The organism is Bacillus timonensis (assembly GCF_004799755.1).
GTDB lineage: Bacteria > Bacillota > Bacilli > Bacillales > Bacillaceae_L > Ferdinandcohnia > Ferdinandcohnia timonensis_A.
The window spans coordinates 1-10,096 of the sequence record NZ_SLUB01000091.1 but is presented as its reverse complement, the minus strand read 5'-3'; the positions used below and the strand labels follow the sequence as shown (position 1 = coordinate 10,096).

General features: G+C 36.5%; 9 protein-coding genes. 4 read left to right on the top strand and 5 right to left on the bottom strand.

The genetic code is table 11. From position 1 onward, the window contains the following. Window positions 1-4 precede the first annotated feature (4 nt). On the top strand, window positions 5-1,543 hold the full coding sequence (locus tag E1I69_RS23135; protein ID WP_136381863.1) for a carboxypeptidase M32: 1,539 nt from the start codon (window positions 5-7) through the stop codon (window positions 1,541-1,543). A gap of 214 nt (window positions 1,544-1,757) precedes the next feature. Then, entirely contained in the window at window positions 1,758-3,023 is a 1,266-nt protein-coding gene (locus tag E1I69_RS23130) for a Na+/H+ antiporter NhaC family protein (protein ID WP_136381862.1), read from the top strand. A gap of 19 nt (window positions 3,024-3,042) precedes the next feature. On the opposite strand, the gene E1I69_RS25155 is transcribed toward E1I69_RS23130, so the two are convergent. Both E1I69_RS25155 and E1I69_RS25150 read right to left on the bottom strand, forming a co-directional pair. Further along, window positions 3,043-3,705, bottom strand: coding sequence for a TIGR00341 family protein (locus E1I69_RS25155; RefSeq protein WP_278186193.1), 663 nt, complete (start codon window positions 3,703-3,705; stop codon window positions 3,043-3,045). A 24-nt stretch (window positions 3,706-3,729) separates the two neighbouring features. Then, entirely contained in the window at window positions 3,730-4,059 is a 330-nt protein-coding gene (locus E1I69_RS25150; protein ID WP_242634684.1) for a hypothetical protein, read from the bottom strand. 196 nt (window positions 4,060-4,255) lie between these two features. On the opposite strand from E1I69_RS25150, the gene E1I69_RS23120 reads away from it, so the two are divergent. Together E1I69_RS23120 and E1I69_RS23115 are read left to right on the top strand one after the other, a co-directional pair. Next, window positions 4,256-4,963 (top strand): HAD family hydrolase, encoded by a 708-nt coding sequence (locus tag E1I69_RS23120; protein WP_136381861.1) that lies wholly within the window; start codon window positions 4,256-4,258, stop codon window positions 4,961-4,963. Window positions 4,964-5,165: 202 nt separating this feature from the next. Beyond that, on the top strand, window positions 5,166-5,945 hold the full coding sequence (locus tag E1I69_RS23115) for an SDR family NAD(P)-dependent oxidoreductase (RefSeq protein WP_136381860.1): 780 nt from the start codon (window positions 5,166-5,168) through the stop codon (window positions 5,943-5,945). 59 nt (window positions 5,946-6,004) lie between these two features. Here the strand turns inward: E1I69_RS23115 and E1I69_RS23110 are convergent, their stop codons facing one another. The 3 genes from E1I69_RS23110 to istA form a co-directional block, all read right to left on the bottom strand. Then, on the bottom strand, window positions 6,005-7,228 hold the full coding sequence (locus E1I69_RS23110) for a Bcr/CflA family multidrug efflux MFS transporter (protein ID WP_136381859.1): 1,224 nt from the start codon (window positions 7,226-7,228) through the stop codon (window positions 6,005-6,007). A 261-nt stretch (window positions 7,229-7,489) separates the two neighbouring features. Then, a complete protein-coding gene (gene istB, locus E1I69_RS23105) occupies window positions 7,490-8,260 on the bottom strand; it encodes an IS21-like element helper ATPase IstB (RefSeq protein ID WP_136381858.1) in 771 nt (256 codons plus the stop codon). Next, entirely contained in the window at window positions 8,260-9,810 is a 1,551-nt protein-coding gene (istA, locus tag E1I69_RS23100; protein ID WP_136381857.1) for an IS21 family transposase, read from the bottom strand. The genes istB and istA overlap by 1 nt, the downstream gene beginning before the upstream one ends. Between the last annotated feature and the right edge of the window lie 286 nt (window positions 9,811-10,096).

The following is a 10,096-nucleotide window of genomic DNA, read 5'->3' as shown; positions in this document are numbered from 1 at the left end:
AGATGTGTATAAGAGACAGCAATTATTAAATACTGAACTTCAGGAAAAGGTCAATCAATTTAAAAAATTAGACGAAAAAATTACGCATCTAAATAGCGTATTAGCTCTTGCAGATTGGGATCAGAAAGTAATGGCCCCTAAAAAAGGGCGTTCCTTGTTTGCAAATTCAATTGGAACACTATCAACTGAGATATTTAAGTTATCGATCTCGAAAGAAATGGGAGAGCTATTAGGGGTATTGACAGCTGAAGATCAATTTGAGCAACTAGATCACGTTACCAAAGCAATTGTACGTGAACGAAATAATTTCTATAAACAATCAAAAAGCATTCCAACTGAACTTTACAATGAATACATCGTGTTGACTGCAAATGCGAATAACGCATGGGAGGAAGCTAGAGAAACGAATAATTTTAAAGTTTTTCTTCCTTTTCTTGAACGAATAGTAGAAATCAAAAAGCAATTTACGGAGTATTACGGGTATGAAGGGCATCCATATAATGCCTTATTAAATGAATATGAGCCTGGATTAACAGTTGAAAAACTGGATCCACTTTTTGAAGAATTACGAAGAAGCAGTATCGATTTGTTAAATCGTATCAAATTATCTCTTTCTAAACCAAATGGCGACATTTTTGAAAGGCTTTACAATCCTGAAGTTCAGAAAGAGTTTAATAAATTCATACTCCCGCTAATTGGATTTGACATGAATGCCGGACGACTTGATGAGACAGTACATCCATTTGCTCAAACCATTAATACAGGCGATGTCCGAATCACAACTCGTTATCTCGAAGATAATGTTCGTTCTGCAATTTTTGGTACAATCCATGAAGCGGGACATGGTATTTATGAGCAGAATATTAACCCTGAATTAGAAGGTACTTCAATTTGCAGTGGGGCATCATTTGGAATTCATGAATCACAATCAAGATTTTTAGAAAACATGGTTGGTCGTAGTGAAGAATTCTGGAATTTCTTCTACCAAGATCTACAGGAGCATTTCCCTGACCAATTAGGAAAACTAGATGTAAACGATTTTTATGGAGCCATTAATATTGTAGAGCCATCTTTTATTCGAGTTGAGGCAGACGAATTAACATACAACCTCCATATCATGCTTCGTTACGAAATTGAAAAAGGACTAATCAGTAGGGAAATTGCAGTAAAGGACCTTCCAAACGTATGGAATGAGAAGATGAAAGAGTATTTGGGGATCGTTCCTCCAACCGACACATTGGGTGTGCTTCAAGATGTTCATTGGTCATTTGGTGGTCTAGGATACTTTCCGTCCTACTCACTTGGAAATTTATATGCTGCCCAGATTTTGAATACCATCAAGAAAGAACTCCCAGACTTCTACGGTCATATTGAAAGAGGAGAATTTGATGCCATTCAATCTTGGCTTAAGGAGAAAATTCACCAATACGGTAGTATTTATACACCTGATGAATTAATCAAGAAAATCACTGGTGAAAGTTTAAATGCTACATATCTAGTGAACTATTTAGAAGATAAATATTCGAAGGTTTATCAGCTATAAACGAAATTTCTTTTAAAATTATAAAAACCCCGTTCCTATATTGGGATGGGGTTAATTTCATTATATCAGGATACTCTAACCGAATATATAATGGTATAATCCTTAATGGAGAATACAGTTAAGGAAGCAGTGGGAGTGGAGAAAACTGGACAACGATAGATTTACCATTATAGAGATAACTAATCTCATTATTATTACACTTACGGGAGTATTATTGTCTGTAAGCTTTCATATACCATTATTTATTGGATTTTTACCCGGATTCATATTTCTCGTTACTTTAATAATAAGGAAGGGAACGCCTGTTCGCGAGATATGGAAAGTATGTAAAAGGGGTGTAAGCAAAACACAAACAGTCATTCTAATTCTTTTTCTAGTTAGTTTTGTTCTTCCTTCGTGGTACGAGGCAGGTACAATTAACCTATTAGTTTCGATTGCATTACAATTTATTACACCTAATCATTTCTTTTTGTTCTCCTTTATGATCGCTATGCTTTTTTCTATGATGCTAGGTACTTCTATTGGCACACTAAGTGCTGTGGGAATCCCGATCATGAGCAGTGCTATTTCGATAGATTTAGCACCACATATAGTAGCAGGAGCTTTACTGTCTGGAGCATTTGTTGGGGATCGGACCTCACCTTTTTCTAGCGCATTCCAATTATTATCCCATACGGTTGAGGTCTCTAATAAGAAACAATTTAACGCATTGTTGCTAACTACCATTCCAGCCATTTTAATATGTTTAGCTTTCTACAGCTTTTTAGATTTTCAATATGACGTGAAGGTGGGGGAACTAACAACCTTTAATTGGAAAGAATTATCCTCTATAAAATTACTTCCGCCGCTGTTCTTAATAGTTGTGGTATTATTTAGGATCGGAATTGTATATGCTTTTCTAGCGAGTATTATCGTTGCTAGCATTATTTCAATCATTAATGGAACTACCTTTTACCAACTTTTTCATGCCCTATTCTTTGGCGTAGAAGGAATGGGCGGGGGACTGATTAATATGTACGTGCTACTACTATTTTTAGTATTGGCTGGAGCATATAACGGACTATTAGAAGAATATCGTGTTATCCAGCCACTAATCGATGGGTGGTTAAATAAGTCAAAGACCTTAGTTGAAGATTCCGTAAAAACAATTATTGCTACCTTTGGAATCTCACTAATTGCTGCAAATCAGACGTTACCAATCATTCTTACAGGAAGAACACTGCTACCCCATTGGAAAAATAAACGAACAAGGGATGACCTAGCAAGGGTTATGGCTGACTCATCCATGCTTTTTCCTGGTATGATTCCATGGAGTGTGTTAACGATTATGTGTAGTACAATCTTGGGATTACCTGTTACTGCTTATTTACCTTATGCCATATTTTTATGGAGCTTACCGTTTATTACAATCGTAGCTTCCATACTCAAACAACTGAAACTTAACAAGAGAAGGAATGGACATGTACAAAGGGTTTCCTGATGCTGCAAATGGATCAGGTTTATACTAAATCAATCCTGTTACTAAAGAGGATTACGATAATTAACAGGATAATAACCAGACTGACAAACAGAATAGATAGTTTTCGAGATGTTTTTGCTTTGTTCACTTCATCCCATTTTACTGGTCGAATGCCGCTTAAGGAAAACACGATGATTCCGGCCAAAATAACAGAGGTAATGTTGCCTACAAGTAAAAGCATGGAACCATATGCCTCCTGCCACATCGCTGAACCAATCGACATTCCCAGTACAACATTGGGTGGTATAAGGGCCACAGCCACCATTACCCCAACTAATGATCCGGGTAATCGATTTAGTATTGATAGTGCACCAGCAATCCCTGTAGCAAATGCTAAAACCATATCGACTATATTTACATGAGTCCTTAAAGCAAACTCGCTACTATCTAGAGGAACCGGGAAAAAGAAAGTAAAACCGATAGATATCCCGATTACAATGAAAACCGCATATAGTAAAGTAACCGTTGAGCTTCTAAGCAACTGAAAATCACCTAAAATAGCTGAAAATGCGATTGATATTACAGGCCCTAGCATTGGGGCAATGACCATTGCTCCAATGATGACGGCTTGGCTATTTTGGATAAAGCCAATTGTTACAACTATGGCAGATATGACGATCAATAGGGTATAGGTAAGGTTAATATGGCTGGCTTTTTTAATCGTTCCTCATAACTCCTGTCGACTGGCCCTTTCAAGCTTATTCGCGTTTTCTTCCTCTTCATTCAGTCTCTGTTCTTTTTCCTCTTCTGTTAATCGAGTTATGTACGTTTGAACAGGGAAAAGTAGAACTTCGAATCCTTCAATAACATGTGCCATACCTTCCAGATAGTCCAAAATTTCTTCGGTATCAGCTGTTTTTACAAGAACACGGATAAGCGTTCGATCTTTTGATTCTATAGAAATCCAAAAGGACACATGTGGGAACTCTTTCAAGGATTCATCCACTTTATTGAAAAACTTATCTGGTACATATGCTTCAACAAGTTGTAAATCCATCGTTTCATCTCCCATAAGTTAGCCAAATAAATCCATAATAGTATTTCCATAAACAAAGTCGATTAGAAATAAAATTAATAAATAAAACTAGCAAAAGCACCTTTCCTACTCGTTAGGGTAGGTGCTGTTGGTGGGCTCTCTGTTTTCTCTAGTTGAAAATAAGTGATATCATCATAATATAAGGAGGGCTATGAGAATGGATACGATAATTTTTGATGTCGATGATACATTATATGACCAAGCACAATCTTTTCATAAAACGGTGAGGATGCTTTTTCAAGAACCATTTTCAGACGAAGAAATCGATCAATTATATAAAGCTAGTCGTAAGTATAGCGAGATTTTATTTGATCAAAGTGAAGCAGGTGAAATATCCCAATTTGAATGGCAAACCGGACGAATCATAGCTGCCTGTAAGGATTTTAACATCCCTATAGATATCGAAAAAGCGACTATTTTTCATGAAACGTATGTGACCGAACAAAAAAACATCACCTTGTTTCCGGAAATCGAAGAACTACTAAATATACTTTATAAAGAAGGTAAACAGCTTGGGATTCTTACAAACGGTGAAGAAAAACATCAAGCAATGAAAATTAAACAACTCAACCTTAATCGGTGGATTCCGGCAGAGATGACGTTTATTTCTGGAGCAATTGGTCATGCAAAACCGAAAAGAGAAGTATTTGATTTTATTGAACAGAAACTGGGCCTTGACCAAACCAAAACCGTGTATATCGGGGATAATTTTGAAAAAGATATTATCGGAGCAAAACAAGCAGGCTGGCAGGCGATCTGGATGAATCATCGTAAGAAAGATTTACCGACAAATGCTACCTATAAACCAGATAAAGAAGTACATAGTGCCAAGGAGTTATTAGAATTATTTACGAAAAAGGCTTAGTCGTTAGGGTAGGAATCAGTGATTGTCATCCTGGTTCCTATTTAGGTTTCATTGAAAACTTCTTATTGGAGTAATGAATAGCATTGAGCGGGTTTTTAAGCAAAACGGAAACATTAGATTGTACATTCCATTAAATAAAGTTCCTTGTCAAATTCCCTTTGTGTTAAAATTTAGATAGTTCTAACTACAAGGGGTGGATGGTGTGAAATTTGAAAATCAAGTGGCGCTTATTACCGGAGGGACTTCTGGAATTGGACTAGCCGTAGCAGAACGCTTACTTCATGAGGGTGGAAAAGTTGTCATAGTAGGCCGTAATAAGGAACGCGGAAACTCAGCCCTAGAAAAGCTGAAACAGATTAGTCCACATGTTCTTTTTCTATCAGTTGATGTAAGTAAAGGAATAGAAGTAGAACAGATGGTAAAGGAAACAGTGAACACATTTGGAAGCATCGACTTTGCATTTAATAATGCGGGCAATGCGGAAGGTACGCCTGCATTGACACATGAGTTCAGTGAAGAAAACTTCGATCATATGATGGGGTCCACAATCAAAGGAGTTTGGTTGTGTATGAAGTATGAGCTGCAAGCTATGATTGAAAACGGTGGTGGTTCAATCGTTAATACATCATCCCTGGATGCCTTAATTTGTTCAGCATACACAACAGCATACGCAGCTGGGAAAAGTGGAATTCTGGCATTAACCCGCGGAGTCGCCCAAGAGTATGGAAATAAAGGAATTCGAGTAAATGCCATTACACCTGGTGCAATCAGGACTCCGATGATGGAACGAAAATTTGAAAACTTGACTGAAGAGCAATCAGAAATGTTAGAAGAAAGGTACAACAGTCTGAATGCCCTAGGAAGAATGGGAACTTCTTCCGAAGCGGCAGATGTAGTAACCTGGTTATTTTCTAAAGAATCTTCCTTTGTAACAGGCCAAAATATCATTGTTGATGGTGGAGTTTCCATTGTGACAAAATAAAACTGTCAAGTTAAAGTCCAATAGAAAAACTCAGAGACTAATAATCTCTGAGTTTTATATTAACCAGAATACTTTTTAGCAGTCTGTAATCGTACTGATGCTCCCCGTACTAGCCCAAAATATGAAAGTAGTGCTAACAAACTTGTTGATAAAATAACGATACCCATAGGAATGGCTGAATTTTCTCCCGCTACCCCAACAAGTGGAGAGGTTATTGAACCTAGAACAAATGGTAGTAAACCTAGTAGGGCGGATGCACTTCCAGCAATATGTCCTTGGGTCTCAATAGCTAACGCGAAGGAAGTTGTTGAAATTATTCCTATCGAGCACACTAAAAAGAAAATCGGAATCGCAACAGCCAGAAGTGGAGCTTTTAATAAAAGAGCTACTAGCAAACAAGTACCTGCTGTAGTGGAAAGAAATAAGCCAAATTTCAAGAAAGTTCTCTCGGGAATAATATCTGATAGACGCCCAACTAACTGAGTACCAATAATTAAAGCCAAACCATTAACTCCAAATAGCAAACTAAATACTTGAGGAGAAACCCCATAAATATTCTGATAAACAAAAGGAATACCAGAAACATAAGCAAAAATTCCAGCAATGATAAAGCCTTGTGTTAGTGCATAACCTAGAAACTCTCGATCTCTAAATAACGAACCAAAATTCCTCAATACTTGAGTTAGATTACTAGGCACACGCTTTTCCACAGGTAATGATTCTTCGAGTTTAAAAGAGATTATAAGAAACAGCACAAAGCCCACAACTGCTAATACAATAAAAACACCGTTCCAGTCAGTGATTGAAAGGACTCCACCACCCACAATTGGTGCAACAATAGGACCAAGGTTACCAACCAACATTAATAAAGAGAAAAACTTGGTTAATTCTCTGCCACTATAAATATCTCGTACAATAGCTCTAGAAATAACAAGACCACCGGCAGCAGCAAATCCCTGTATAAAACGACCTACAATAAATAGATAAATAGATGGGGCAAAAGCGCAAATGACAGAAGCAATCATATACATGATAAGAAAAATCAGCAATGGCTTTCGTCTACCTTGTACATCGCTCATCGGCCCAATAATTAATTGTCCCAATCCAAGTCCTAACAAGCATGTCGTTAAACTAACCTGAACTAATGATGCAGTTGTTTCATAATCTTCCACAATCGTAGGAAACGACGGTAAATACATATCGATCGTGAACGGTCCTAGAAGCCCAAGTGACCCTAAAAGTAATGCAAGTTGCAAACGTTTCGTTCCCGTAGGTTTGTTCATGTTGTTCTCGCCTTTCTTCACAGTCATTTGGACAAGGTAAAATGTCCCTACGTACTATGTATTATTTCCTTATAATAACAAGCAAACGATTTACACGTCAATATTTGGGAACTTTTAAGTACGTAAAGGAGGAATATTAATAAGAGGGCTAGCACTTTTTTGTTGGTTCAAGAAAAATAATAAATAAGAATCAAAAAAGGATATAGAGGGGAATTACGTAAAACTTGTAACCGTCAAGTAGTTTTGAACACATTTTGCTAATTAATTTTGAACACTATCCTTACTAAAAATGGTACTGCGATGCTTTATTCTATAGCTGTCATTGGCATTTAATTGAATAACTTCTACTCTATGGAGTAATCGGTCCAAGATTGCTGTCGTAATTCCCTGATCTCCTATTAGTTCTCCCCATTCATCTGGACCTTTATTGGAAGTCAAAATAACAGAACTTCGCTCGTATAGATAATTAATCAAATGGAAAAGCAGGTTAGCTTCTCTTTGATCCATTGCCATATACATTAAGTCATCGATAATAACCATATCAGAGTCTTTTATGCGTTTTAACTGTGTTTGAGACTTTCTAATATACTCTTCTGTTTTTAGGAGGTGGACGATTTCACCCATTGTAGAAAAGGTAACTTTATAGCCATTTTGAATAGCTTCTAAACCTAGTCCTATACTAATATGAGTTTTACCTGAACCTGGCGGTCCCAATAAAATTAGATTATATTGTTGTTCAAGCCAATTTAGTTCTTTTAACTGGTTTAATTGACGTGTACTAAGCGATATTTGTTCTTCAATATTAAATTCATCAAGTGTTTTGAGATATGGGAATTTAGCCCACTTTAATCTCTTTTCAACATTCTTTTCTTCTCGTTTCTTCACCTCATGCATTAGAAGTTTCTCTAGAAACTCTTGATAAGTCCACGAGGCTTTCTCCGCTTTTCGAAGTAATACGGGCAACTCATTTGCCGTTTCCGCCATCCGAAGATGGCGAAAATGTTCCTGTAAAAGCTGTACAGTGCTAGTCATTATGAAACACCTCTTATTATGTTTGTGTAATACTCTATTTCCCTTTTTGCAGCTGTGGCGTGTGATGCGGTGTTATTTTGTTTAGTTTCGACAGAAACTGTGGATACATCTTTTTCTTCTTTTAATCTCGTTAGATGTTGTGCTATGTCACGTATATCATTCGCACTCCAAAGCTGTTCATTTATACATATAGTGAGGGCTTCCTCTATTTGAGGGCGGAAATGGGTAATAGCGTATTGTATGACCTGCAACTGATCTCTTACATATCTGGAATATCGTTGAGATATTTCATTTACAAACTTTAATGCCTTTTCTTGATCATTGAATTGACGAATAATAGTCTCCTTATATGCTTGTATTCCTTTCGATCGATCCCTTGTATGCTGTTTATTTTTTATCAATACTCCTTTTCCATGACATAAGGGGTGTTTTGCTAATATTTCTCCTTCTAAATCTGCTCTAATAATGAGCATTTCACTTTGTATTTCAAGATATACTGTATTGTCTCCTCTTGGACGGTAGGTACCTACTGGAAGAGAATATCGATTAGATTTATATTTGATCACATTGTCCTTATGGACAGTTCTTGTTATACTATTTACATGGTTGCTTTCGAAAGAAAGCAGGGAGGAGACTTGGGTTAAGTGTTGCTTTTCGAGGGCGTGCACTTCTACCGGTCTCTTTTTTGTTGTATGATGAACATTGTAATTACCAGTCCTCTTTAACCACGCTATACACTTCTCATTCCAGGATTCAAGATTTGGAAACACTCTATTCTTCGCAAAGTTCATTTTTACATATTTCACTACATTCTCAACTTTCCCTTTGCTTTGTGGATCTGACTTTCTGCAAAGATATACTCTGAATCCACGTTCTTGCTTGTAGGCCTGGAATTCTCCAGTTAAGATAATGTCACCTGCGTTTTCACTTACAGTTATCAAATGGTCCTGATCATAGACAATTTCCTTCGGAATTCCTCCGAAAAATTGAAATGCTTTTTCATGACAACGGATTGTATCCTTTGTGGTAAAAGGTCTGTCCATCCATTCCACATATTTGTAACGAGAATGGGAGAGTACGAAGGTAATAAAGTATGATTTTATTTGTTTATTATCTTGGTTCTTTACTGTGATTTCCCCCCAGTCCACCTGAACTTGTTGACCCATTGGAAGTTCTTCTACTGCTTCATGATCTCGAATACGAACCACTTTTGGAATATGGTAAATATCTCTTAATTCACTGACATATCCCCGAACAGTACTGCTACCAATTTTTATTGTAGGGTATTGCTCTTTCAACCAATCCTCCACCTGAGCAGAAGAGAGATCTGGATGTTCTTTAAGCCAGTTTAAAATAAGATCATGATGTAAATCTAATTTCTTAGTTCTGCTTTTCGTCGATATTACCCATTCAGAAACTTCATCAAAATTCATATTCAAATACTTATAAACTGTGTTTCTAGAAATATTTAATTTTTTTGCAATGGCTGCTATTTTAAATCCTTGTTCTTTTAGTTGATGTATTTCAACATACAATAGTAATTTTTCCACCTTTCAAATCCCCCAGCTAAACATTTATGATATAAAATCATGATAGCTTAACTGATGGATGTTTTGGCAAAAAGTGTTCATTTCTATTTGGCGGAAACTGTTGATTTTAGTTTAGCAGTTACAAATCTAAGTTATCGAAAGAAATCTTTACTGTTTCCCCATTTAAAAAGTTACTTAATTGACTTTTAAAATCGTTGTATCTTAATTTTTCCTTTTTTAAATAATCCTTTTGAAAATTAAATGCATACAGTTCAAATAATTTAATATCTGTCTCTTATACACATCT